This is a genomic window from Streptosporangium longisporum (assembly GCF_039534895.1).
GTDB lineage: Bacteria > Actinomycetota > Actinomycetes > Streptosporangiales > Streptosporangiaceae > Streptosporangium > Streptosporangium longisporum.
In genome coordinates, this window is sequence record NZ_BAAAWD010000009.1 from 120,835 (window position 1) to 143,762 (window position 22,928).

Annotated in this window: 22 protein-coding genes and 1 riboswitch; of the genes, 13 read left to right on the plus strand and 9 right to left on the minus strand. The window is 73.9% G+C overall.

The genetic code is table 11. The features are described 5' to 3' along the window. Positions 1–6 precede the first annotated feature (6 nt). The 5 genes from rpoZ (at position 7) to ABD832_RS18585 (ending at position 4,405) form a co-directional block, all read left to right on the plus strand. Positions 7–270 carry a DNA-directed RNA polymerase subunit omega gene (gene rpoZ, locus ABD832_RS18565; protein WP_344896629.1) on the plus strand — a complete coding sequence of 88 codons (264 nt, stop codon included), beginning with the start codon at positions 7–9 and terminating at the stop codon, positions 268–270. Positions 271–280: 10 nt separating this feature from the next. After that, the gene (coaBC, locus tag ABD832_RS18570) at positions 281–1,513 is read left to right on the plus strand and encodes a bifunctional phosphopantothenoylcysteine decarboxylase/phosphopantothenate--cysteine ligase CoaBC (RefSeq protein ID WP_344896632.1); all 1,233 of its coding nucleotides are present in this window, start codon (positions 281–283) and stop codon (positions 1,511–1,513) included. Positions 1,514–1,598: 85 nt separating this feature from the next. Further along, entirely contained in the window at positions 1,599–2,003 is a 405-nt protein-coding gene (locus ABD832_RS18575) for a hypothetical protein (RefSeq protein WP_344896635.1), read from the plus strand. 160 nt (positions 2,004–2,163) lie between these two features. Then, positions 2,164–3,351, plus strand: a complete 1,188-nt coding sequence (gene metK, locus ABD832_RS18580; RefSeq protein WP_344896638.1) for a methionine adenosyltransferase — start codon at positions 2,164–2,166, stop codon at positions 3,349–3,351. 175 nt (positions 3,352–3,526) lie between these two features. Further along, positions 3,527–4,405, plus strand: a complete 879-nt coding sequence (locus tag ABD832_RS18585; RefSeq protein WP_344896641.1) for a MerR family transcriptional regulator — start codon at positions 3,527–3,529, stop codon at positions 4,403–4,405. A gap of 45 nt (positions 4,406–4,450) precedes the next feature. Here ABD832_RS18585 and ABD832_RS18590 read toward each other — a convergent pair whose 3' ends face one another. The 7 genes from ABD832_RS18590 to ABD832_RS18620 all read right to left on the minus strand — a co-directional run bounded on the left by ABD832_RS18590 (position 4,451) and on the right by ABD832_RS18620 (position 10,379). Then, positions 4,451–5,986 carry an FAD-dependent oxidoreductase gene (locus tag ABD832_RS18590; RefSeq protein WP_344896644.1) on the minus strand — a complete coding sequence of 512 codons (1,536 nt, stop codon included), beginning with the start codon at positions 5,984–5,986 and terminating at the stop codon, positions 4,451–4,453. A gap of 1 nt (position 5,987) precedes the next feature. Continuing rightward, positions 5,988–6,662 carry a PadR family transcriptional regulator gene (locus ABD832_RS18595; protein ID WP_344896647.1) on the minus strand — a complete coding sequence of 225 codons (675 nt, stop codon included), beginning with the start codon at positions 6,660–6,662 and terminating at the stop codon, positions 5,988–5,990. A gap of 82 nt (positions 6,663–6,744) precedes the next feature. Continuing rightward, positions 6,745–7,293, minus strand: a complete 549-nt coding sequence (locus ABD832_RS18600; RefSeq protein WP_344896650.1) for a dihydrofolate reductase family protein — start codon at positions 7,291–7,293, stop codon at positions 6,745–6,747. After that, on the minus strand, positions 7,290–7,910 hold the full coding sequence (locus ABD832_RS18605) for a TetR/AcrR family transcriptional regulator (protein WP_344896653.1): 621 nt from the start codon (positions 7,908–7,910) through the stop codon (positions 7,290–7,292). The genes ABD832_RS18600 and ABD832_RS18605 overlap by 4 nt, the downstream gene beginning before the upstream one ends. 278 nt (positions 7,911–8,188) lie before the next feature. Beyond that, positions 8,189–9,142, minus strand: a complete 954-nt coding sequence (locus ABD832_RS18610; protein WP_344896656.1) for a hypothetical protein — start codon at positions 9,140–9,142, stop codon at positions 8,189–8,191. Then, the gene (locus ABD832_RS18615; RefSeq protein WP_344896659.1) at positions 9,139–9,990 is read right to left on the minus strand and encodes an ABC transporter ATP-binding protein; all 852 of its coding nucleotides are present in this window, start codon (positions 9,988–9,990) and stop codon (positions 9,139–9,141) included. Before ABD832_RS18615 ends, ABD832_RS18610 begins: the two co-directional genes overlap by 4 nt. Next, positions 9,987–10,379 (minus strand): GntR family transcriptional regulator, encoded by a 393-nt coding sequence (locus tag ABD832_RS18620; protein WP_344896662.1) that lies wholly within the window; start codon positions 10,377–10,379, stop codon positions 9,987–9,989. Before ABD832_RS18620 ends, ABD832_RS18615 begins: the two co-directional genes overlap by 4 nt. A 207-nt stretch (positions 10,380–10,586) precedes the next feature. On the opposite strand from ABD832_RS18620, the gene ABD832_RS18625 reads away from it, so the two are divergent. The 8 genes from ABD832_RS18625 (at position 10,587) to rpe (ending at position 20,650) form a co-directional block, all read left to right on the plus strand. Further along, positions 10,587–12,890 carry a primosomal protein N' gene (locus ABD832_RS18625; RefSeq protein WP_344896665.1) on the plus strand — a complete coding sequence of 768 codons (2,304 nt, stop codon included), beginning with the start codon at positions 10,587–10,589 and terminating at the stop codon, positions 12,888–12,890. Positions 12,891–12,954: 64 nt separating this feature from the next. Next, entirely contained in the window at positions 12,955–14,595 is a 1,641-nt protein-coding gene (locus ABD832_RS18630; protein WP_344896668.1) for a hypothetical protein, read from the plus strand. A 40-nt stretch (positions 14,596–14,635) separates the two neighbouring features. Next, positions 14,636–16,012, plus strand: coding sequence for a hypothetical protein (locus ABD832_RS18635; RefSeq protein ID WP_344896671.1), 1,377 nt, complete (start codon positions 14,636–14,638; stop codon positions 16,010–16,012). A gap of 76 nt (positions 16,013–16,088) precedes the next feature. Beyond that, positions 16,089–16,637, plus strand: a complete 549-nt coding sequence (def, locus tag ABD832_RS18640; RefSeq protein ID WP_344896674.1) for a peptide deformylase — start codon at positions 16,089–16,091, stop codon at positions 16,635–16,637. A 5-nt stretch (positions 16,638–16,642) separates the two neighbouring features. Next, positions 16,643–17,572: a methionyl-tRNA formyltransferase gene (gene fmt / locus ABD832_RS18645; protein ID WP_344896677.1), complete on the plus strand. Its 930-nt coding sequence runs from the start codon at positions 16,643–16,645 to the stop codon at positions 17,570–17,572. A gap of 5 nt (positions 17,573–17,577) precedes the next feature. Then, entirely contained in the window at positions 17,578–19,179 is a 1,602-nt protein-coding gene (locus ABD832_RS18650; protein ID WP_344896680.1) for an RsmB/NOP family class I SAM-dependent RNA methyltransferase, read from the plus strand. Positions 19,180–19,368: 189 nt separating this feature from the next. Beyond that, positions 19,369–19,434, plus strand: a riboswitch (guanidine-III (ykkC-III) riboswitch). Between the two features lie 19 nt (positions 19,435–19,453). Next, positions 19,454–19,777 (plus strand): DMT family transporter, encoded by a 324-nt coding sequence (locus ABD832_RS18655; RefSeq protein ID WP_344896683.1) that lies wholly within the window; start codon positions 19,454–19,456, stop codon positions 19,775–19,777. A 216-nt stretch (positions 19,778–19,993) separates the two neighbouring features. Beyond that, positions 19,994–20,650, plus strand: a complete 657-nt coding sequence (gene rpe / locus ABD832_RS18660) for a ribulose-phosphate 3-epimerase (RefSeq protein ID WP_344896686.1) — start codon at positions 19,994–19,996, stop codon at positions 20,648–20,650. A gap of 217 nt (positions 20,651–20,867) precedes the next feature. Here the strand turns inward: rpe and ABD832_RS18665 are convergent, their stop codons facing one another. Continuing rightward, positions 20,868–21,926, minus strand: a complete 1,059-nt coding sequence (locus ABD832_RS18665) for an ABC transporter ATP-binding protein (RefSeq protein ID WP_344896689.1) — start codon at positions 21,924–21,926, stop codon at positions 20,868–20,870. Then, positions 21,923–22,924: an ABC transporter ATP-binding protein gene (locus ABD832_RS18670; protein ID WP_344896692.1), complete on the minus strand. Its 1,002-nt coding sequence runs from the start codon at positions 22,922–22,924 to the stop codon at positions 21,923–21,925. The genes ABD832_RS18665 and ABD832_RS18670 overlap by 4 nt, the downstream gene beginning before the upstream one ends. Positions 22,925–22,928 lie beyond the last annotated feature (4 nt).

Consider the following 22,928-nt stretch of genomic DNA (forward strand, 5'->3'; position numbering starts at 1 on the left):
ATCCACGTGGCAAGCAGCGCCGCCTACTCCGAAGGCATCACCAACCCGTCGATCGACGCCCTGCTCGACATCGTCGACAGCAAGTACAGTCTCGTGATCTTCGGCTCCAAGCGGGCGCGTCAGATCAACGCCTACTACTCCCAGCTCGGCGAGGGCCTGCTGGAGTACGTCGGCCCGCTCGTCGAGACCCACGCGCAGGAGAAGCCGCTCTCCATCGCGCTGCGCGAGGTCAGCGAGGGCCTGCTCACCTCCGAGCCGATCGAGGGCTGACCCCCTTCCGATGCCGACCCCCGACCAGGACGGCCTGCCCGCGGTGCCGAGGGTCGTCCTCGGCGTGAGTGCGGGCATCGCCGCCTACAAGGCCTGCGAGCTGCTGCGCCTGTTCACCGAGTCCGGCCACGACGTGCGGGTGGTCCCGACGAGGGAGGCGCTCCGCTTCGTCGGCGAGCCCACCTGGGCCGCGCTGTCCGGCAACCCGGTCACCGTCGACGTGTGGGAGTCCGTGCACGAGGTGCCGCACGTCCGCATCGGGCAGGGCGCCGACCTGGTGGTCGTCGCTCCGGCCACCGCCGACGTGCTCGCCAAGGCCGCCCACGGGCTGGCGGGCGACCTGCTGACCAACACCCTGCTCACCGCGCGCTGCCCGGTGGTGTTCGCCCCGGCGATGCACACCGAGATGTGGGAGCACCCCGCCACCCGGGCCAACGTGGCCACGCTCCGCGAGCGCGGCTCGATCGTCCTGGACCCCGCGGTGGGCCGTCTGACCGGCGCCGACAGCGGCCGGGGCCGGCTGCCCGACCCGAAGGAGATCTTCGAGGTCTGCCGGCGCGTCCTGGGCGGGCGCCCCGCCGACCTGGCCGGCCGCCGCGTGGTGATCTCCGCCGGGGGGACCCGCGAGGCGATCGACCCGGTCCGTTTCATCGGCAACCGCTCCTCGGGGCTGCAGGGATACGCCCTGGCCCGTACGGCCCTCGCCCGCGGCGCCGAGGTCACCCTGGTGGCCGCCAACGTCGCCCTGCCCGACCCGGCCGGGGCCGAGGTGATCCGGGTCGAGTCGGCCCTGGAGCTGCGCGCCGCCGTGCTGGAGGCGGTGGAGGGCGCCGACGTCGTGGTCATGGCCGCCGCCGTCGCCGACTTCCGGCCCGCGGCCCGGAGCGGATCGAAGATCAAGAAGACCGCGGCCGACCCCGACGCCATCCATCTGGTGAAAAATCCGGACATCCTGGCGGAGCTGGGGGAGCGGCGCCGCGAGGGTCTCAAGCCGTCCCCGGCGGTGATCGCGGGCTTCGCGGCCGAGACCGACGACGTCCTCGCCAACGGGCGCGCCAAGCTGGCCCGCAAGGGCTGCGACCTGCTCGTCGTCAACCAGGTCGGCGAGAACCTCGCCTTCGGCACCCCCGACAACGCGGCCGTGGTCCTGTCCGCCGACGGCGGGCGGACCGACATCCCGCGCGGTCCCAAGGAGGCCCTGGCCGACACGGTCTGGGACCTCGTCGCCGCCCGCCTGGGCTGACGGGTCCCGCCCGCACGACCTCCCGCCGATCCGCCTCCCGTGCCCTCTTGCCCCGGCGCACCCGCCGACGGATACTTCCTCCGAGATGACCTGCAACGTCGCAGTCGGAGGGGTCTCGATCATGCCGGTCGCCGCCGCGGTCAGAGCCCGATGCCGCGCTCTGCTCCCCCCGGGGGAGGAGATCCACTACGTCCTGCCGGCGCTCTCCGCGGGCCCGCCGGGCATGGCGACCTTCCTCATCGTGATCACCGATCGCGCCATCTGCGTGCTGTCCACCAAGTTCTTCGACCGCGACGCGCCGACCTCGGTCTACGCCACCCACGCGCGGCGTACCCGGCTGGGGCCGCCGGAGTTCTCCGCGGGCACGGCCATCGAGCTCGGCGGGATGGTGTTCGAGATCGACGAGGAGTACGCCGCGGTGATCTCCGCCGCCGACGCCGAGATCTTCGCCCCCGAGACGCTGCCCCCCGACCCGTTGCCCGATCTATGACATCCCGGATTTTCCGGGCGGGCGAAATTTCCGGCGACACGATCCGGGACGGCTTCGCGACGTCGACACGGGTGCGGTTAGACTTCGCGAAGCGCTACTGGTGTCGTGCCGACGCCAGAGCCCCCAGACGCCAGCAGCCGCTGCATGAGGAGCCACTGACTTGTCCCGTCGTCTTTTCACCTCCGAGTCGGTCACAGAGGGCCACCCCGACAAGATCGCCGACCAGATCAGCGACGCGATCCTCGACGCCATGCTCAAGGGCGATCCCAGGAGCCGGGTCGCCGTCGAGACGATGATCACCACCGGTCAGGTTCACGTCGCCGGAGAGGTGACGACGGAGACCTACGTCGACATCCCGGGTCTCATCCGGGAGAAGATCCTCGAGATCGGCTACGACGCCTCGCACAAGGGCTTCGACGGCGCCTCCTGCGGCGTGTCGGTCTCCATCGGCGCGCAGTCGCCCGACATCGCCCAGGGCGTCGACGACGCCTACGAGAACCGCGAGGGCGAGGCCGACGACGAGCTCGACCGCCAGGGTGCGGGCGACCAGGGCCTGATGTTCGGCTACGCCTGCCGCGAGACCCCCGAGCTGATGCCGCTGCCGATCCAGCTCGCGCACCGCCTGGCCGAGCGCCTGTCGCAGGTCCGCAAGGACGGCACGGTCCCCTACCTGCGTCCCGACGGCAAGACCCAGGTCACCGTGGAGTACGACGGCGACCGGCCGGTCCGGCTGGACACCGTGGTCGTCTCCACCCAGCACGCGGCCGAGATCGACCTCAAGGAGATGCTCGCCCCCGACATCAAGGAGCACGTGGTCGACCCGGTCCTGGCCGGCCTGGAGCTCGACACCGAGGGCTACCGCCTGCTGGTCAACCCGACCGGCCGCTTCGAGATCGGCGGCCCCATGGGCGACGCCGGCCTGACCGGCCGCAAGATCATCGTCGACACCTACGGCGGCATGTCCCGTCACGGCGGCGGCGCCTTCTCCGGCAAGGACCCGTCCAAGGTCGACCGCTCGGCCGCCTACGCCATGCGCTGGGTCGCCAAGAACATCGTGGCCGCCGGCCTGGCCGACCGCGCCGAGGTCCAGGTCGCGTACGCCATCGGCAAGGCCCACCCGGTCGGCGTGTTCGTCGAGACCTTCGGCACCGAGAAGATCGAGATCGACAAGATCCAGGAAGCCGTGCTGAAGGTCTTCGACCTGCGCCCGGCCGCGATCATCCGTGACCTCGACCTGCTCCGCCCGATCTACTCGGGCACCTCCGCCTACGGTCACTTCGGCCGGGAGGGCTTCTCCTGGGAGGCCACCGACCGCGCCGACTCCCTGCGCGCCGCCGCCGGTCTCTGACCCGCGCCGTATCTCACGACGGCCCCCGTGAACCTCCCACGGGGGCCGTCGCACGTCCGGACCCCGGCGGGCCCTGGGTCCGACCGGGCCCCGGGTTCCGCCGGGCCGCGGGTCCCGCGGGGTTCTCGGGGGCGGGGTTTGACCCTCCCGCTGGAGGAGGTCCGATGCTGGATCCATGTTGAGCATCGGTGAGTTCGCGAACCTGACCGGTTTGAGCGTGAAGGCGCTGCACCACTACGACGACAAGGGCGTCCTCGTCCCGGCCGAGGTCGACGACGGGTCACGCTACCGGCGCTACTCCGAGTCGCAGGTCCGTGCCGGGGCGACCGTCCGGGTCCTCCGCGACGCGGGCGTCCCCCTTCCCCGGATCGCGGACGCGCTGCGCGACGGCGACGTCGCGGGCACGCTCGCGCGTCATCGCGAGGAGGTCCTGTCGCGACGGGTGGCGGAGGACGCCGCGCACACCGCGGCCGGGCTGGCCGTCGCCGCCTATGCCGCCCCGGTGGACGTGACGAGGAGGCGGGCCGCGGCGCAGCCGTACGTCGCGCGGGTCCTGCTGGTCGGTGTCGCCGACGACACCGACGCCGGCAACGAGCTCGCGAACGAGCTGTTCGGCGAGCTGTTCACGGCGTTGCACCGCGACGGCCTGGGCCCGGCGGGGCCGTTCTGGACGACGATCCAGGAGGGTCCCGGGCCCGAGACGGCGCGCCTGCTGTGCTGCTGGCCCACGCGGGAGCCGGTGCCGGAGGGCTGGGGCGGGGAGGGCGTCGTCACCGGGGAGCTGCCCGCGCGCACCGAGCTGGTGGCCTCGTGGCGTCCGGCCGGGAACGCGACCGTGCCGGAGGGGGTGGTGCACCCGGCCGTCGTGGGGCTGTTCGAGGCCGTCGCCGGCCTGGGCGTCGACCTGCGCGACACGGAGATCCGCCAGCGCGTCGTCGGCCCCGGTACCGACCCCGGCCCCGGCCCCGGCACCGACGCCGGTGGGCAGGCCGGTGGGGCCGGTCTCGACGAGGACGACGTCACCGTCGAGGTCGCCGTCACCATCGGGTCCTGACCGGCGCGTACTCCCGGCGGGGGTGAACGAGGGCGGGGGCCGCCCTCAGGGGCGTGCCGTCGTGCCCCCGCGATCCGCGGCCGGGGCCCGCTGCGGCGTGGTGTCGGTCCACTGGCCGCCGAAGGTCATCCGCCTGACCGGTGGCAGGGCGTCGCACAGGCGGAACCACGCCTTGGCGCCGCGCCGGACCAGCGACCTGTCGGAGATCATGAAGCTCGCCAGCCTCGCCGAGGTGCGGACGGCGCGGAAGCCGTACTCGCGCATCCGTTCCTCGTAACCGCCGACGGCCTCCGTCAGGGTGCCCTCGCCCCGGTGGAACGCCACCAGCCTGTCGGCCAGCAGGGCGGCGTCGCGCAGCGCCACGTTGGCGCCGAAGCCCATCGCGGGCGTCATGGCGTGGATGGCGTCCCCGAGCAGCGTCACCCTGGTCGCGGGCCAGGCCTCCACCGGGACGGAGGTCCTGAACGGCATGAGCCGGATGGTCGCGGGGTCGGCCTCGGCGACCAGGCGGCGCAGGACGGGGTGCCAGCCGGAGGTCATCGCCCCGGCCAGGTCCCTCAGCCCGTGGCCGTCGAGGTCGGCTGCTCCGGCGGGGTAGGCGCCGCGCCGGGCGACGAAGGCCCACAGCACGTAGTCCCGGAGGCCCGCGGTCAGGGAGCCCGGGTCGAGCCCGAGGCCGCCGAGACCCGGCTCCTGGGTGGCGGGCCCGGCATCCCGCCCGGCGGGATCCGCACCCGCGGCACCTGGCGGAACTCCGGGCCCGATCGGCGAAAGGGTGTCGCCCGCCGGGCCTTCCAGGCCTTCGGGGTCTGCCGGGTCTGCCGGGCCGGTCCGGTCTGCCGGTGGGACGGTGCCGCCGGGGTGCACGGCCGGAGGGTCCCCCGCCTTCCGTGCGGCGTTGAAGGTGGCGGTGAACATGGCCGATCCGGCCGGTGGCAGGACGAGGTTGAGCCCGTCGGCGAGGTGCCCGGGCATCCACGCTCGGGTGTGGTCGTCCAGCGGCGTACGGGCGCCGATCGCCAGGGCCCCGGTGTCGACGCGGCGGGCCCGGGGCAGGTACTGCCCGCGCACCCGGGAGGCCGTGCCGTCCGCGCCGACCAGGACGTCGCCGACGGCGTGGGTGCCGTCGGAGAAGAAGGCGACGACCTTGCCGTCCGGCCGCACCTCGTAGCGCTGGAACGTCCTGCCGTGGTGGACGACGTCCTCCAGACCGGCCAGCAGGATCCTGCGCAGGACGGTGCGGCTGACCGCGTACTGGCCGCCGGAGGGGGCGCCGCCGGTCATCACGCTCTCCTCCACGAACAGGAGCCTGCGCAGCAGGTGGGTGTGGAAGCCGAAGCCGGGTCCCGGGTGACCGGAGGTGGCGAGGAACACCTCCCACAGCGGACGCGGCAGGCAGCGGCGCAGCGCGCGGGCACCGGCCTGGTTCAGGTGGATGCGGTATCCCTGCACCCAGTCGGCGGCCTCGCGTTCGCGCTCGTAGACCTGGACGTTCACCCCGGAGGGGAGCAGTGCCTGGGCCAGTGCCAGGCCCCCTATCCCGCCTCCGACGACGAGGACGTCGAGTGCTCCGGCGGGCATCTCAGGCCCCGTCCCTGTCGCCGGTGGACGGCCGGGGATCGCCGTGAGGCGGTCCGGGGTCGCCGCCGGGGGGCGCCCCGGACGCCCTGGAGGTCCCGGACGTCCCGGACGTCCCGGACGTCTTGGGCGTCCTGTCGGTGCCGAGGAGGGCGGGCAGTTCCTCCAGGAGCGAGTCGTGCCAGGAGATCTCCGCCCGCAGGCGGACCAGGGTGTGGTCGAAGCCGAGGGGTTCGAGACCCCTGAGGTGCGGGGCCGCCGCCTCCCGCAGGCGTTCCCAGCTCTGCAGTTCGGCGGTGAGCCTGCGGAGGCGGTCCTCGATGACGGCCCGCAGCCGTTTCTCGCCCATGTCGGAGCTGAGCTGCAGGGCGAGGTCCACCGGATCGGGCCGCAACCGGGTGTCCTGCAGGGCCGCCTCCCGCAGTGACTCCAGCTCCAGCGCGCCGTCCTCGGTGATGGCGTAGACCGTCCGCGCCGGGAGGTTGCCCTGCTGCTCGGTGCGGACGGTCTCGATCACGCCTTCGGCCTCCAGCCGGTGCAGCGCTCCGTAGAGGGACCCGACCTTGATGTCGGTCCACAGCTCGGTCCGGTCCTGTTGAGCGCTCTGCCGGATCTGGTAGCCGTGCATGGGCCCGCGACGGGCCAGGGCCCCCAGGATGAAAAGTCGTGTGCTGCTCATGCGAGTACTCAAACACGACTAGGTGCGGCTAGTCAAACGCGACTACTCGTAAGCGAATTCGAATATCGGAGGAACCGGGCTCCTACTTCCCGTTCTCCACGGCATAGGTGGTCTGGACGAAACCGGCGTCGTGGACCGTGGTGGAGCGGTGGGCGAGGGAGATGTCCGCCTCCAGGGGGCCGAAGAGGGGCAGACCGCTCCCGATCAGCACCGGGGCCGTGGTGATGGTCAGTTCGTTCACCAGCCCGGCGCGCAGGAACGACCGGACGACCTGGCCGCCGTCGGCGTAGACGCTCTTGGTGCCGCGTTCGGCCAGGGCCCGTACCAGTCCGTCGAGGTCGCGGTGGACGGTGACGCGGGGGTCGGCGCCCTCCTCCAGGCGGGTGCTCAGCACCGCCACGTGCATGCCGTCGTAGGGCCAGTGCTCGGCACCGAAGGCGAGGACGGTCTCGTAGGTGGCGCGGCCCGTCACGACGGTGTCGATCCCGGCGATGAACTCCCGGTAGCCCATGTCACCGGCCTGTTCCCCCCGGCCGGTGAGCCAGCCGATGTCGCCGTCGGGGCGGGCGATGAACCCGTCCAGGCTGGTACCGATGAACACCGACACGGTGAACGGTGGCAGGGATGTCATGTCGTGGGTCTCCTCGGTGGGTCGTCGCTGTCGCCGGGCCGGTGGACCCGCAGCAGGTGGTCGATGTCGGAGTGCAGGACGCGGACGAGGTCGCCCTCACCGGTCAGGGCCCACAGGATGAGCGTGCCGTTGTAGGCGACCTGGACCGCGCGGGCCAGCCGTACGGGATCGGCGTCCTCGGTCAGCCCGCCGACGGCCACGGCCTCGGCGAGCAGGCCGGTGATCTCCTCCCGCATCCGGCGGGCCTGGGCGACGGCGTGCTCGCGGAACTCGGGATCGGTCAGGTCCAGCTGCAGAAAGGCCAGGCCGTTGGCCGCCTCCTCGGGCGTCCGCATGGTCGAGGCCAGCTCGTTCAGGGCCTCGTACAGGGCCGCCAGGGGAGCGTCGTGCCGCTGCCGTGCCCGCCGGAAGACCTCGCCCGTGCCGGAGGCGGACCACTCGGCGAAGGCAAGCAGCAGGCCGCGCTTGGATCCGAACCGCTGCACGAGCGCGGCCGGGGACAGCCCCGCCTCGGCGGCGACGGCGGCCAGGGTCAGGCCCGCAGGGCCGTGACCGCCGATCGCCCGCCCCGCGGCCCGCAGGATCGCCTCGTCGCTGGTGGTGCGAGGCCGTGCCATGGCCCTCCTCCGGTCGGGTCCTCGTCCGTTCGTGAATGAGCATTCACGAACCGCGTCGGGAGGAGGCTACCGCCTTGGGAGCAGTTTGTAAAAGAACGTTCATTTACTAACGGGTACGAGGTCGTCCGCCCCTGCTCCGGGACGTGCGGAGAAGCCTCGCCCTCCCCGCGCCGGAGCGTACGGGGACGCGGGCCTTCGAGCCGGAGCGCGCGGGCGAGGCTCACCCGAGCCGGAGCGTGCGGGCGAGGCTCACCCGAGCCGCGGCGTGCCGGGGAGGCTCACCCCTTGCGCCGGAGCGTGCGGTGGACGGTCACGCCGACCAGGACCAGCGACCCGGCGGTCAGCAGGGCGGCCTCGGTCCACTGGAAGCGCCAGAACCGCGACGGCGGGTGGTGGTAGAGCGCGTAGCGGTAGCCCTTGCCGAACAGGCACCGTTCGTGGGCCTCCTGGTTCCGGCTGCTGCGCCCGGCGTCCGGCGGGCGGAGACAGACCCCGGCCGGGGGAGCGGCTAACTCCCTCCCGGAGGGGTCGACCCAGGCGCCGCTCACCAGCCGCGAGTCCGGGTCCGGCGGGACGGTGGTGCCCGACAGCACGGTCCGCACCGGTTCGGCGTAGTGCTCGCTCAGGCCGAACAGGGTGAACGTCGTCACGGAGACCACGGCCACCACCAGTGCCATCGCGGGCAGCGTGCGCCGCAGCAACGCCCCGGCCGCCGTGCCCGCGGTGAAGGCGTACAGCCACCACGCCGCAGGGGCGACGCCCACCATGTTGAAGACGCCGACGTTGCCGAAGACGTCCTGCCGGAAGACCGGCCGCCACAGGCTGATCATCAACGACGTCAGCAGCCCGGCGGCGACCACCAGGGTGCCGAGCACGGCGAGCTTGACGGTCAGCCAGCGGCGCACGGAGACCGACTGGGTCCAGGCCAGCCGGTACGTGCCGCGCTCGTACTCGCGGCCCAGCAGCGGCGCGCCCCAGAACGCGCCGATCAGCGCGGGGGCGACGATCGGCAGCCAGCCGAAGATCGAGTAGACGGTGTCGTAACGGTCGCCGAGGGCTCTGGCCAGGTCCCAGCACGCGGCGGCCGTCCCGGGGCAGCCGGGTGGCGCGTGCCCGGAGATGTGGAGCCTGGCCTCCACCGCCGAGCCCAGCAGGAGCAGGCCGAGCGCGGCGAGCAGCCCGCCGGTGACGAGGATCTGCGCCCGGTGCTGGCGCCAGGTCGTCCAGATCACGCCCTCACCTCCGCGGGAGCGGGGAGCGCGGCCGCGTCGGGGCTGCGCAGGTAGGCCATCACCAGCTCCTCCAGGTCAGGGGGACGGGCGCTCCAGCGCGGGTCGGTCACGGACGTGCCCCGCACCAGCAGCCGGGTCCGCGTGCCGGTGCGGCTCGCCTCGACCACCCGGCTCCCGGCCGGTGGGGTGCCGGCCCCGGCCGGTCCGGTCAGCACCAGGTGGCCGGCGAGCAGGTCGTCGATGTCGCCGCTGACCTGCACCCGGCCGCCGTTGATCACGATGAGCCAGTCACAGGTGTCGCGCAGGTCGGCGACGACGTGGGAGGAGAGCAGGACCGTCAGCGGCTGCTCGGCGACCGCGGTCATCAGGGCGCGCATGACGTCGTGCCGGGCCAGCGGATCGAGGTTGGCCAGCGGCTCGTCCAGGACCAGCAGGCTCGGACGCCGGGCCAGCGCGACGGTGAGCGCGACCTGGGCCCGCTGCCCGCCCGAGAGCCCGGAGACCCTGCGGTCCAGCGGGACGCCCAGCCCCTCCAGGCGGGCGACGGCGTGGGCGTCGTCCCAGGTGGGGTTGAGCCTGCGTCCGAAGGCGAGCGTCTCGGCGACCGTGAAGGCGTCGTACAGCGGTTTGTCCTGGGCCATGAAGGCCACCTGGCCCGCGACGGAGATCGTCCCGGCGTCCGGGGCCAGCAGCCCGACGACCGCGTGCAGCAGCGTGGTCTTGCCCGCCCCGTTGGGGCCCAGCAGGGCCGCGACCCGGCCCGGCGGGACGGCCAGCGAGCAGTCGCGCAGCGCCCAGGTACGGCGGTAGCGGACCCCCAGGCCGGTCGTCCGCAGTGCGTCGGTCACGCTATGCCCTCCCGGAGGCGGCCGGCCAGCGCCGTGGCGAACAGCGCCTCCATGTCGTCACGGTCGAGACCGGCCGCGTGCGCGCGCCCCACCCATTCCTCCAGGTCCCGGTGCAGGACGGCGTGGTCGGCCAGCCGGGCGCCACCGATCGAGCGCTGGACGAAGGTGCCCAGCCCCGGCCTGCCCGTCACCAGCCCCTCGCGCTCCAGCTCGCGGTAGGCCTTGAGCACGGTGTTGGGGTTGATCGTCAGCGCCTCGACGACCTCCCGCGCGGTGGGCAGCCGGTCGCCGGGCCGCAGCGTGCCCAGGCGGAGGGCCTGTTTGACCTGGTGGACGAGCTGGAGGTACGTCGACACCCCCGACCCGCGGTCCAGGTGGAATTCGATCACGCAAAACACCCTTTCACTATATGAATAGCTGAATGGTGTTGGAGGCGATCTTCTTTGTCAATCGTCCCCGTTCCCGGGTGGGAGGGCGGGGCGTGCGACGTGACCTGACCGGAGCGGCCGGAGACTAGGATTCGGGATCGTCCCGCGTTCCCCTCTCCACCCGAAGGACCCGCAGGTGCCCCACCCCGAAGGACCGGCAGGCGCTCGGTGACCTACGCCGGCCCGACAGCGGACGACGGCGCGTTGCTGCCGCTCGACGCCGTACGCGAGCGCCCGGCGACCGGGGCACGCGGGGCGGCGCGGGGCGGTGCGCGGAACCGGGGGACCGGGGGAGTGCCGGGCCGCGGGACCGTGGCTGCAGGGATCCCGCCGACCCCGGCGACCCCGAAGGACCCGGCGACCCGGGCGACCCCGGCGGCCCCGATGACTCCCACGACCCTCGCGATCCCGGTGACCCCGGCGGTCGCCGTCCCGGTGGGCGGCGCGGGCCTGCTGGAGCTCGACGCGGCCCGTGCGACCCGGGGTGTGCCGGAGCTGGCCGCCGCCTCGCCGGTCGCGCGGGTCCTCGTGGACACGCCGCTGCCGCACCTCGACCGGCCGTTCGACTACCTCGTCCCGGCGCCGCTGGACGCCACCGCGGTGCCGGGCTGCCGGGTCCGGGTCCGGTTCGCCGGCAAGCTGGTCGACGGCTTCCTGCTGGAACGCGCGGAGACCACCGACCACCAGGGCAAACTGGCCCGCCTGGAGAGGGTCGTCTCGGCCGAGCCGGTGCTCACCCCGGAGATCGCCGCGCTGGCCCGCGCGGTGGCCGACCGCTACGCCGGGACCATGGCCGACGTGCTGCGCCTGGCCGTCCCGCCCCGGCACGCCAGGGTGGAGGCCGAAGATCACGACACGCCCGGGACGCATCCCGGGCCGAAAATCACACCGGAGTCCGGTCCGGACTCCGGGCCGTGGGCCGACTACCGCGAGGGGGAGGCGTTCCTGGCCGCGCTGGCCCGGGGGGACTCGCCCCGGGCGGTGTGGACCGCCCTGCCCGGGACCACCGAACACGGCCCGCAGTGGCCGGAGGCGGTCGCGGTGGCCGTACGGGAAGTCCTGCGAGGGGGCAGGGGGGCCCTGGTGGTCCTTCCCGACGGGAAGGACGTCACCCTGGCCGACGCCGCGCTGAGCGCGGTCCTGGGGCCCGGCGCGCACGTGGCGCTGACGGCCGACCTCGGGCCCGCCGAGCGCTACCGCCGGTGGCTGCGGGCGCTCAGGGGCCGGGTGCGCGTCGTCGTGGGCACCAGGGGGGCGGCGTTCGCCCCGGTCGCCGACCTGGGGCTGGCGATCATCTGGGACGACGGCGACGACCTGCACTCCGAGCGGCTCGCCCCGTACCCGCACGCCAGGGAGGTCCTGGCGCTGCGCGCGCACCAGGCGCGCGCCGGCCTGCTCATCGGGGGTCACGCCCGTACGGCGGAGGCCACCCGGCTGATCGCGGCCGGCTGGGCCGGGCCCGTCGTCGCGGCCCGCGCCACGGTCCGGGCCAGGGCGCCCAAGGTCCGGCCGGCCGGGGAGGACGCGGAGCTGGCCAGGGACGAGGCCGCCCGGGCCGCCCGGCTGCCCAGCCTGGCCTGGCGGACCCTGCGCGCCGGGCTGGAGACCGGGCCGGTGCTGGTGCAGGTCCCCCGGCGGGGGTACCTGCCCGCGCTGGCCTGCCAGAGCTGCCGGGCGCCCGCGCGCTGCGGGCACTGCGGCGGGCCGTTCGCGCTGCGCGCCGGCCACGTCTCGCCCTACTGCCGCTGGTGCGGCCGGATCGCGGCCGACTGGCGCTGCCCCTCCTGCGGCGGGGGCCGGGTGCGGGCCCAGGTGGTCGGTGCCCGCCGTACCGCCGAGGAACTGGGCCGGGCCTTCCCCTCGGTGCCGGTGAAGACCTCGGGCAGGGACGGGGTTCTCGCCACGGTCGGACCGGGCCGGGCCCTGGTGGTGGCCACGCCCGGGGCCGAGCCGGTGCCCCGGGGCGGGTACGCCGCGGCGGTGCTGCTGGACGGCTGGGCACTGCTGGGCCGGCCCGACCTGCGGGCCGCCGAGGAGACGCTGCGGCGGTGGATGAACGCGGCGGCGCTGCTGCGGCCCTCGGCCGAGCTGGTCGTGCTCGCCGACTCCTCGCTGCCCTCGGTGCAGGCGCTGCTGCGCTGGGACCCGGTCACCCACGCCGAACGGGAACTGGCCGACAGGACAGAACTCGGTTTCCCCCCCGCGATGAAAATGGCGACGCTCACCGGATCCCCCGGGGCGGTCAGGGAAATGCTCGGGGAGATCACCCTGCCCCCCGAGGCCCAGGTGCTCGGCCCCGTCCCCGTGCCCTCCTCCAGAGGCGATCACGTGCGGGAACGCGCCATGGTGCGGATCGCGCCGGACCTCGGACCGGCGCTCGCCGCGGCCCTGAAAGGGGCCGTCGGGGTGCGCTCCGCGCGCAAGGCTCCGGAGGTGGTCAAGGTATGCATTGACCCCCTGGATGTGATTTGAGGCGTTTCCCCGATTCGCGGTGCTGGCAGTAAGCCGTTAATTTTCCCCTGTGTCGATCGAATGGGTGAATCGGGCCGTAGACGACCTGCGCGCGTGGGGGCGTGCGCACGGCCTCGACGTTGACGTGGACGAGGTGCGGCTGCTCTGCGACTACGCCAGCGACTATCTGGACGTGAACGAGCTGGGTGACTTCACGCCCGTCGCCTTCGAGGAACTGCTGCTCAACATCTACCCGCGCAAGGTCATCGCCCCTCCGGAGAGCGCCGCCGAGACGGTCGCCGCCGCCCGTACCCTGGTCGACTTCCTGCTCGCGACCGAGGAGATCGGCGGCAAGATGGCCGTCCGGATGCGCACCGTGCTCGACCGGATCGAGCCCGAGATGCCCATCGCCCTCGCCGACACCTCCCGGTTCGGCATGGCCAAGAGCCTGTTCAGCGCGATGGGCGCCGACTCCCTGGAACAGGACGCGGTCCTGTCGGTCTCGGCGGTGCAGGAGGAGCCCGCCGTCGAGCACTGCGAGTGCCCCGGCTGCTCGCCGCTGCCCCCGGTACGGCTGGCGCCCCACGAGACGCTCGCCGCGAGCGTGCCGCGGGTGCCGCTGCTGACCGACGCGCGCAGGCTGGTGCAGTGGATGCTCGCCGGGGGCCGCACCCCGACCGTCAAGGGACGTCTGCGGGTCCGCGACGCCGCCGAGGCCGCAGCCCAGCTCGCCGTGGCCGACCCGGGCCTGCTGTGGGACCTGGCGGTGCACACCGGCCTGGTCGAGGTCGAGGGCACCACGGTCTTCGAGGGCGAGGACCTTGACCCGCTCGAGGTCTGGGCCGCGACCGTGGAGTTCGTCGTGGACACCGACACCGGTGGCGCGATCACCGGCCACGTCTCGCTCGACGAGGAGCTCTACGGCCTGTGCGACATGCTCTACCGCCTCCAGGCGCCCGTGCCGGTCCCGCTGGTCGGCGACTACCTGGAGGAGATCGGCCTGGCCGAGGAGGGCGAGGGCGGGATCGACGTCCCCGAGGCCGTACGGCGGCTGGCCTACTGCGGGATCGCCGAGCCCGGCACCGAGACGCTGCGGCTCACCCCGCTGGCCCTGTGGGGGCTGCGCGAGCTCTACACCGACCTGGGCATCGAGGCGCCCGAGGCGGCCGACCTGAGCGCCGCCGACGCGCCCGAGCTCATCGAGGGACTGCTCTCCGGGATGCCCGCCGAGGCGGCCGAGGCCGACATCGAGGGCTGGCTGGGAGGCAGGACCCCGGCGCGGGCCGCCACCGAGCTGCTGGGCTCGGTCTCCGGCGCGCCCGCGGCCGCCCGGGGCGTCGCGGTGACGATCGTCGACCGTCTCGGCCCCGAGGCCGAGGAGGCCGTACGCGCCTTCCTGGAGGACTCCGAGCTGCGCCCGCACGCCATCCACTGGCTGACCGCGCGCGGCCTGTCCGCGCCCGACCTGACCCAGCAGGAGGCGCTGTGGATGAGCGTGGACATGCTGGCCCTGGCGATGCCCGCGGCCGAGGAGGACCCCGAGGCGTTCGCCGAGAACATGTCGGCCTCGGGCCCCGCCTCGCAGGTGATCGAGGAGATGTGGCGGGTCGACCACCCCGACGTCGTCGACGTCCTTGAGCTGCTCGGACGCTCGCTGAGGGACCGCGACGCGGCCAAGGCGGCCCGCAAGGCGGCGTTCAAGGCACGTTCCCGCGCCATCGGCTGAGCCGTGTATGCGTGAGGCGCGAGTGCAGTAAGTTTCACGGGTGGCAAAGAGCGGGAACAGTGGGAACGTCTTCGACATCGGCGAGCTCCGCAGGCTGGTCGACGAGCTGGGAGCGGCGCCCCGCGAGCTGCGGGCGGCCGTCCTGGAGGAGTCCGTCACCGCTCCACGCTGCGACTGCGCCGCGCGCGGCGACGCGCTGAGCTTCCCGCCGGTCGACCTGGCCCCGGACGCAGAGCTGGCCGAGGCCGTGCTCCGGGTGCCGCTGGTGGTCGACGCCCGGCGGGTGGCCGCGTGGACCGGCGCCCGCGTGGTGACCCCCGAGGGCCTGCTGCCCGACCCGTTCGCGCCGTGCGAGGAGCTCGGTCTGCCGGGCCCGGCGCGGCTGCACCTGCTCTGGGTCGTCGCGGTCAACACCGGCATGCTCCGCATCTCCCGCGGCCGGGTCGTGCCCGGCCCGCTGACGCTCTCGCCGGACCTGCCGCCCGGGACGCTGCTGGAGTTCTGGGACGGCGTGGTCATGGACGTCCTGGACCGTGCCGACGACGACCTGACCGGCTCCGAGCTGATCGACGACCACCTGGCCGAGATGCTCGCCACGCTGTACGCGGTGCGCGAGGGCCTGTCGGCCTCGACCCTGGTCAAGGGCATCCTGCAGTCCCACCAGGTGGCCTGCGGGGCCCGGCCGGCCCAGATGCGCGGGCTGGCCGCCGCGCTCCCGGCCCAGCTGGAGTCGGCGCTGGAGCTGCTGGCCTACTGCGGCCTGGTCGAGACGTCCCGGGCCGGGTGGCCCCGGCTGACCCCGCTCGGCATGTGGGCCGTGCGTCAGGACCTGATGCGGGAGGGCCACGACGCGCCGACGGGCGCCGAGGCCGCGGTCTTCGCCGACCTCGGCGCGGCCGAGCTGGTCGAGGCGATCATGAAGGGGGCCGCCGCCCCCAGCGCGGTCACCGTCTGGCTGGAGTCGCGCCACCCCGAGGCCGCCGCCCGCGAGCTCGTCAAGGTCGCCGCCTCGGGCACGGCCGGGCGGCGCGGAGCGGTCGGCACCATCCTGGAGGAGCTCGGCCCCGAGGCCGAGGCCCCGCTGCGGGAGGCGCTGTCGGAGCCCGCCATGTGGCGCTACGCCGCCTCCTGGCTGCACATCCGGGACCTGCCCGCGCCCGCGCTCACGCCCGCCGACAACACCTGGCTCGCCGTCGACTCGCTCGCCTCGCTGCTGGAGAACGGCGACGCCTCCGAGGCGATCTGCGAGTTCGACGCGCTCGAACCCGGCGAGGACCTGCTGCGCGTGGTCGAGGAGATGGCCCTGGTGGACCACCCCGACACGATCGCCGTCCTGGACCTGCTGGGCTCCCGGCACACCGACGCCGCGGTGGCCAAGTCCGCCCGCAAGGCCGCCATGAAGGCCCGCTCCCGCTGACCCGGCCAGGTGGCCCGGGCAGGGCGGCCGTCGCCCTTAGACTGGGGTGATCCCCTGAAGCGTGAGGAGACCCCTGTTGGCCATCCAGCCGATCCGCCTCTTCGGCGACCCGGTGCTGCGCACTCCGGCCGAGCCGGTCAAGGACTTCGACAAGGAACTGCGCAAGCTCGTCAAGGACCTCACCGACACGATGATGGACGCCCCCGGGGCCGGGCTCGCGGCACCGCAGATCGGGGTCGGCCTGCGGGTCTTCACCTACTACGTGGACGACCAGCTCGGACACCTGATCAACCCCGACCTGAACCTGTCGGACGAGTGCGACGAGGAGGGCGAGGAGGGCTGCCTGTCCTTCCCCGGGCTGTCCTTTCCCACCCCCCGCGCGATCCGGGCCGTGGCGACCGGCTTCGACATGCACGGTGAGCCGGTGACCCTGGAGGGCACCGACCTGATGGCCCGTTGCTTCCAGCACGAGACCGACCACCTGGACGGCGTGCTGTTCATCGACCGGATGGACGCGGCACAGCGCAAGCTCGCCATGAAGGCGATCCGCGAGGCCCCCTGGAGCGGCCTGTCGGCCCCCGCGTTCAAGTTCTCCCCGCACCCCACCCAAGGGAAGGCTCTGTAGGAACCTTGCGTTTGGTCTTCGCCGGAACCCCGGACACCGCTCTGCCCGCGCTGCGGGCCCTGATCGACTCGCCACGGCACGACGTCGTCGCCGTCGTCACCCGTCCGGACGCCCAGTCGGGCCGGGGCCGCAGGGTGCAGCCGAGCCCCGTCGCCGAGCTCGCCGGGCAGGCGGGCATCGAGGTGCTCAAGCCGCCCAAGGCGGGCGACCCCGCCTTCCTGGACCGGCTCCGCGAGCTCGCCCCCGACTGCTGCCCGGTGGTCGCCTACGGCGCGCTGCTGCCCCAGTCCGCCCTGGACGTCCCCGCGCACGGCTGGGTCAACCTGCACTTCTCGCTGCTGCCCGCCTGGCGCGGCGCGGCACCGGTGCAGCACGCCGTGCTGCACGGCGACGCCATCACCGGCGCGACCACCTTCCGGATCGTCAAGGAGCTGGACGCGGGCCCGGTCTACGGCGTCCTCACCGAGGAGATCCGTCCCGCCGACACCGCGGGCGAGCTGCTGGCCAGGCTCGCCGGGTCCGGCGCGGGACTGCTGACGGCCACCCTCGACGGGATCGAGGACGGCAAGCTGGAGGCCGTACCGCAGCCCGCCGAGGGGGTGAGCCTCGCCCCGAAGATCAACGTGGAGGACGCCAGGGTGGACTGGTCGGCGCCCGCCATGCGGGTCGACCGTCTCGTCCGGGCCTGCACCCCCGCGCCGGGCGCGTGGACGGAGTTCCGCGACCTGCGGATCAAGCTCGGCCCGGTACGGCCGGTTCCCGACGCCCCCGGCCTGGAGCCGGGCCGGATCGCGGCGTCCAAGAACTCCGTGCTGGTCGGCACCGCGACCTACCCGGTCGAGCTGGGCGAGGTGCAGCCGCAGGGCAAGCGCCCGATGGGGGCGGGGGAGTGGGCCCGCGGCGTGCGGCTCACCGACGAGGATCGGCTGGCCTGAGGATCATGAGCAGTGGTGGCGACGGCCGTGACGCACCGCGCGGTCACGGCCAGGGTGGCGATCGGCGTCAGGCCCGGCGCCCCGGCCAGGGACAGGGGCAAGGCCAGGGACAAGGGCAGGGACAGGGCCGCGGCAGGGGTGGCGGCCGGGGCGGCAGACCGCCCAGGCCGGTCCGCGACGAGGCGCGCAACACCGCCTACGACCTGATGCGCGCCGTCGACGAGCGGGACGCGTACGCGAACCTGCTGATGCCCGCGCTGCTGCGCGAGCGCCGCCTGTCCGGGCGTGACGCGGGCCTGGCCACCGAGCTGGCCTACGGCACCCTGCGCGGCCTGGGCACCTACGACGAGATCATCGCGGCCTGCAGCGACCGGGCGCCGGAGCAGGTGGACCCGCCGCTGCTCGACGCCGTCCGCCTGGGGGTGCACCAGCTCCTGCGCACCCGGGTGCCCCCGCACGCCGCCGTCGGCACCACCGTCGACCTGGTCCGGCTGCGGGTCGGCATCGGCGCCTCCAAGTACGCCAACGCCGTGCTGCGCAAGGTCTCCACCCGCTCCCTGGAGCAGTGGATCCCGATCGTGGCGCCCGATCCCGCCGACGACCCGGTCGGCCACCTGGCGGTCGCCCACAGCCATCCCCGGTGGATCGTGGACGCGCTGCGCGACGCCGTGGGCGGCGACTTCGACGAGACGGCCGCCCTGCTCGCCGCGGACAACGAGCGTCCCCGGGTGACCCTGGTCTCCCGCCCGGGCCGTTCCTCGACCGAGGAGCTGCTCGCCGCGGGTGCCGAGCCCGCCCGCTACTCCCGCTACGCCGCCTACCTGTCCGAGGGCGATCCCGGGTCGATCCTCGCGGTGGCCGAGTCGCGCGCCGCCGTGCAGGACGAGGCCAGCCAGCTCGTCGCGCTGGCCCTGACCCGGGTCCCGGTGCGCGGTGCCGACTCCCGCTGGCTCGACCTGTGCGCGGGGCCCGGCGGCAAGGCGGGCCTGCTCGACGCCCTCGCGTCCGACGGCGACGTGGCGGGCCTGCCGGCGACCTCCCCCGCCCCGGCGCCCTCCCCCGCCCCGGGGGCGGGAGACGGCACGGGCGGCGACGGGCCGGTGGCCTTCGGCGGCGGGGCGCACCTGCTCGCCAACGAGCTGCAGTACCACCGGGCGCGGCTGGTACGCCAGACGACCCGGCGGGCCGCGGTCGTCACCGCGGACGGGACCCGGCCCGCCTGGCGGCCCGGCGTCTTCGACCGGGTCATGCTGGACGCCCCCTGCACCGGCCTGGGCGCGCTGCGCCGGCGCCCCGAGGCCCGCTGGCGCCGCGATCCGCGAAGCCTGCCCGAGCTGACCGCGCTCCAGCGCGGCCTGCTGACCTCCGCGCTGGAGGCCGTCCGTCCCGGTGGCGTCGTGGCGTACGTGACATGCTCGCCGCACCTGGCCGAGACCGTCGCCGTGGTCGGCGACGTGCTGCGCCGCCGCGACGACGTGGAGGCGCTGGACGCCCGCGCGTACCTTCCCGAGGTCACCGAGGGGCTGGGCGAGGGGCCGTACGCGCGGCTCTGGCCGCACCGGCACGGCACCGACGCGATGTTCCTCGCCCTGCTGCGCCGTCACTGAGCCGCCCCGAGCCGCCCCGAGCCGTCCCTGAGCGGTTGCCGAGCCGTCCCTGAGCGGTCTCCGAGCGGTCGCGGCTCCTGCGCCGGGGCCCGGAGCAGGAGCGGTCCGGCCGGTCGGCGTGATCGTCGCCTGCCGTGGTCCCGGGTGCGGCCGGGGGAATCCCGGGAGGGCCACGGCCGTTGTCGCCGGTACGGGACCCGACCGGGGCCCGTCCGGACGAGACGCGCCGTACCCGGCCAGCGAAGACGACGCTCCTTCACGGAAGGGGTCTGTCATGGCCTGGATCCTGGTCGTCGTCGCGGGTCTGTTCGAGGTCGTCATGGCCTACTCGCTCAAGCTCAGCGACGGGTTCTCCGTACCGCTGCCGGCCGCGGGCTTCGTCGTCTCGGCCGTCGCCAGCTTCGGCCTTCTCGCGCTCGCCCTGAAAAGCCTCGACGTGGGGACGGCCTACGCCGTCTGGACGGGCATCGGGGCCGTCGGCACCGCCGCGCTGGGCATGGTCCTCCTGGGCGAGAACGCCTCCCCCCTCAAGATCGCCTCCATCCTCCTCATCCTCTGCGGCGTCGTCGGCCTCAACCTGGCGGGCGGCGGTCACTGAGCGGCCCCGCCGCGCCCGCGACCCGGCCCCATCGCGCCCGCGACCCGGCCCCGCCGGGACCGGCCGGAGCCGGGCCGGACCTCGCGCCGGATCCGGGCCGGGCCGGACCCGCCACGGCAGGGCCGGAGCCGGGTGGCGTCCGGCCGGGTCCCGGGCGGAGCGGGAGTGGGGAGGCGGGAGACCCACGGAAGCGGGGACCCATAGAATCGGCCCATCATGGCCGTACAGATCTCGCCCAGCATCCTGTCCGCCGACTTCGCCCGCCTCGCCGAGGCGGCCGCGGCGGTCCCCAACGCCGACTGGCTGCACGTGGACGTCATGGACAACCACTTCGTGCCCAACCTGACCCTCGGGCTGCCGGTCGTCGAGTCCCTGCTCAAGGCGACCTCGACGCCGCTCGACTGCCACCTCATGATCGAGGACCCGGACCGCTGGGCCCCCTCCTACGCCGAGGCCGGGGCCGGGAGCGTCACCGTCCACGCCGAGGCCGCCAAGGCCCCGGTGCGCACGCTGCGCCAGATCCGCGGCGCCGGCGCCCGGGCCGGTCTGGCGCTCAACCCGGCCACCCCGGTCGAGCCGTACGAGGACCTGCTCGGCGAGCTCGACATGCTGCTGCTGATGACCGTCGACCCCGGTTTCGGCGGGCAGAAGTTCCTCGACGTGGTCCTGCCCAAGATCCGCCGGACCCGCGAGCTGCTCGACCGGCACGGCGGGCAGGTCTGGCTCCAGGTGGACGGCGGCGTCTCCGAGACGACGATCGAGCGCTGCGCCGAGGCGGGTGCCGACGTGTTCGTGGCGGGCAACGCCGTCTACGGCGCCGAGGACCCGGCCCGCGCGGTCGACGCCCTGCGCGCCCTGGCGAAGAGCCGCTGACCCCGGCCTTCCCCGCCTGACCCCGGCCGTCCCCAGTGACCGGAAGACCCCCGGGTGACACCGGAAGGCCCCCGGTGGCATCCAAGAGACCTCCGGTGGCGCCCGGGAGGCCTCCGGTGAAGCGAAAGGCCGCCTTCCTCCCGGAAGGCGACCTTTCGGCAAGGCCGCGCCGCCCCGGGCGGACCGGGCAGGGCGCATCGGCGGGAGGGCTATCCCCTCACGGCTGCAGGGCCGGGTCCAGCACCACGTCCTCGCCGTGCACGGTCGGCTGCTCGGGGAAGTGGCAGGCGGTCAGGTGACCCGCCGCGTTGCCCTCCAGCCTGACCAGCGGGGGCTCCTCGACCGCGCACTTCTCCTGGGCCTTCCAGCAGCGGGTGCGGAAGTGGCAGCCGGTCGGCGGGTTGATCGGGGAGGGCACGTCCCCGGCCAGCCGGATGCGCTCGCGCGGTACCTCGTCCTCCAGCACCTCGGGCACCGCCGACAGCAGCGCGTGCGTGTACGGGTGGCGGGGGCGCTCGTACAGGGAGGCGCGGTCGGCGATCTCCACGATCTTGCCGAGGTACATGACCGCGACCCGCTGCGAGAAGTGCCGCACGATCGCCAGGTCGTGCGCGATGAACAGGAACGCGATCCCCATGTCCCGCTGGAGCTGCTGGAGCAGGTTGACGACCTGGGCCTGGATGGAGACGTCCAGGGCCGAGACCGGCTCGTCCGCGATGATCAGCCGGGGGTTCAGGGCGAGCGCGCGGGCCACCCCGATGCGCTGGCGCTGGCCGCCGGAGAACTCGTGCGGGAAGCGGTTGTAGTGCTCGGGGTTGAGCCCGACGATCTCCAGGAGCTCCTGGACGCGCTTGGTCCTGCCGCCCGGCGGGTCGATGCCGTTGATCTCCATCGGGCCGCCGACGATGGTGCCCACGGTGTGCCGCGGGTTGAGCGACGAGTACGGGTCCTGAAAGATCATCTGGATCTCGGAGCGGATCGGCTTCAGCTCCTTGCGCCCGGCGTGCCCGATCTCCCGCCCGGCGTAGCGGATGCTGCCCTCGGTGGGCTCCAGCAGGCGGGCGGCCAGCCGTCCGGCCGTGGACTTGCCGCAACCGGACTCGCCGACCAGGCCGAGCGTCTCCCCGCCGTGCACGGTCAGGTCGATGCCGTCCACCGCGTGGACCTTGCCGACCTGCCGTTTGAAGACGACACCGCCCATCACCGGGAAGTGCTTCTTCAGCCCGGACAGCTCCAGCAGCGCCTCGCCGCGGGGTTCGCCGGTCGTCTCGGTCATTTCACGATCTCCCGCTTCTGGGCGAGGGTCAGGTAGCACGCGTCGCCGTGGCCGCGGTGCGGGGACAGCTCGGGCCGCTCGGAACGGCACAGCTCGGGACCGGCCAGTTCCTTGTAGTCGCACCGGGGATGGAAGGGACAGCCCGGCGGGACGTTGAGCAGGCTGGGCGGGGTGCCGCGGACCGGCCGCAGCGGCACGTCCACCGGGCCGGTCAGCCGGGGCATGGAGGCCATCAGGCCCCAGGTGTAGGGGTGGCGGGGCTCGTGCAGGACCTCCCGCACGGTGCCGCGCTCCACCGCCCGCCCGGCGTACATCACCAGCACCTCGTGCGCGGTGTTGGCGACCACGCCGAGGTCGTGGGTGATCAGGATGATCGAGGTGCCCGCCTGGTCCTGGAGCTCCTTGAGCAGGTCCAGGATCTGGGCCTGCACGGTCACGTCCAGCGCGGTGGTGGGCTCGTCGGCGATCAGCAGGTCGGGGTCGCAGACCAGCGCCATCGCGATCATCGCGCGCTGCCGCATGCCGCCGGAGAACTGGTGGGGGTAGTCGTCGACCCGGGTCTTCGGCTGCGGGATGCCGACCCGCGTCAGCATCTCGATCGCGCGGGCCCTGGCCTCGCCGCGGCTCGCGCCGGTGTGCTTGCGGTAGACCTCGGAGATCTGCTTGCCGATGGTGTGGTACGGCGAGAGCGAGGTCAGCGGGTCCTGGAAGATCATCGCGACCTTGTTGCCGCGCAGCCTCTCCATGGTGGACCGGGAGGCGCCGATCAGCTCCTCGCCGTCCAGCCGGATCTCCCCGCCGACCTTGGTGGTCTCCGGGTTGTGCAGGCCGAGCACGGTCAGGTTGGTCACCGACTTGCCGGACCCGGACTCGCCGACGATGCCCAGCGTGGTGCCCTTCTCCACGTCGAAGGAGAGCCCGTCCACCGCGTGGACGACGCCGTCCTCGGTGTGGAAGTCGACGGTCAGGTCACGGACCGAGAGGAAAGGGTTCGACACTTCT

Excerpts from the sequence above, each read along its gene's own strand:
- ABD832_RS18665 (WP_344896689.1), bottom strand. The coding sequence starts at position 21,926 with ATGACCGAGACGACCGGCGAACCCCGCGGCGAGGCGCTGCTGGAGCTG.
- ABD832_RS18585 (WP_344896641.1), top strand. The coding sequence starts at position 3,527 with ATGTTGAGCATCGGTGAGTTCGCGAACCTGACCGGTTTGAGCGTGAAG.
- ABD832_RS18605 (WP_344896653.1), bottom strand. The coding sequence starts at position 7,910 with ATGGCACGGCCTCGCACCACCAGCGACGAGGCGATCCTGCGGGCCGCG.
- rpe (WP_344896686.1), top strand. The coding sequence starts at position 19,994 with ATGGCCGTACAGATCTCGCCCAGCATCCTGTCCGCCGACTTCGCCCGC.
- ABD832_RS18600 (WP_344896650.1), bottom strand. The coding sequence starts at position 7,293 with ATGACATCCCTGCCACCGTTCACCGTGTCGGTGTTCATCGGTACCAGC.
- ABD832_RS18655 (WP_344896683.1), top strand. The coding sequence starts at position 19,454 with ATGGCCTGGATCCTGGTCGTCGTCGCGGGTCTGTTCGAGGTCGTCATG.
- ABD832_RS18595 (WP_344896647.1), bottom strand. The coding sequence starts at position 6,662 with ATGAGCAGCACACGACTTTTCATCCTGGGGGCCCTGGCCCGTCGCGGG.
- ABD832_RS18575 (WP_344896635.1), top strand. The coding sequence starts at position 1,599 with ATGACCTGCAACGTCGCAGTCGGAGGGGTCTCGATCATGCCGGTCGCC.
- ABD832_RS18650 (WP_344896680.1), top strand. The coding sequence starts at position 17,578 with ATGAGCAGTGGTGGCGACGGCCGTGACGCACCGCGCGGTCACGGCCAG.
- ABD832_RS18590 (WP_344896644.1), bottom strand. The coding sequence starts at position 5,986 with ATGCCCGCCGGAGCACTCGACGTCCTCGTCGTCGGAGGCGGGATAGGG.
- coaBC (WP_344896632.1), top strand. The coding sequence starts at position 281 with ATGCCGACCCCCGACCAGGACGGCCTGCCCGCGGTGCCGAGGGTCGTC.